The organism is Arthrobacter sp. TB 26 (genome assembly GCF_000427315.1).
Taxonomy (GTDB): Bacteria; Actinomycetota; Actinomycetes; order Actinomycetales; family Micrococcaceae; genus Arthrobacter.
The window spans coordinates 1-524 of sequence record NZ_AUPJ01000202.1; the positions used below are offsets into that span (position 1 = coordinate 1).

Here is a 524-nt window from a genome sequence, read left to right on the forward strand (position 1 = left end):
AGGCCCGGTCCGGGGATCTGGTGTGGGCGCGCGAGTACTTTGTGCCGTGGGTCGTCCGCCGGATCCGGCACCGCTCCTCCGGCGATGGCGTCACGGCCAAGCGCCCCCTCCCGGGGCCGGTGTTCGGTCCCGGGATGCCGCTGGGCTCGGGCGAAGGCCCTCCCGGCGCCGGGGAGCCCGTGCGCTCCTGAGCGGCACCCGGGCACTGGCGCCGGGCACTGCGGAGCGGGTGTGGGCGTTAGTCTGGAAGAACACTTCCTGAGAGGCCCGGTACCGTGAACAGTCTGTTCTTATCGATCATCGTTTTGTCATTCCTGATCCCGATGGCGATGCGCTATTACAAGAAGTCGGTGCGCGGCCGGAACCAGGGCATGACCGGCGGGCCGGATCAGTTCGGGCAATTCCCCGGTGACACTCACGGAGGCGGTGCCGGAAACTACCCGGGCCAGCAGAGCAAGCAGCCGCGTGACGGTTTCACCCAGCGGGACTACTACGGCGGATTCGGCCAGCTCGGCGCCCCGGAG

The 524-nt window shown here is 68.9% G+C and carries 2 pseudogenes; both read left to right on the forward strand.

What is annotated here, in order from left to right:
- Positions 1 to 191: pseudogene (locus tag K789_RS0107170) on the forward strand (SGNH/GDSL hydrolase family protein); the annotation flags it as partial.
- An 84-nt stretch (positions 192 to 275) separates the two neighbouring features.
- Positions 276 to 524, forward strand: a pseudogene (locus tag K789_RS0107175) (hypothetical protein); the annotation flags it as partial.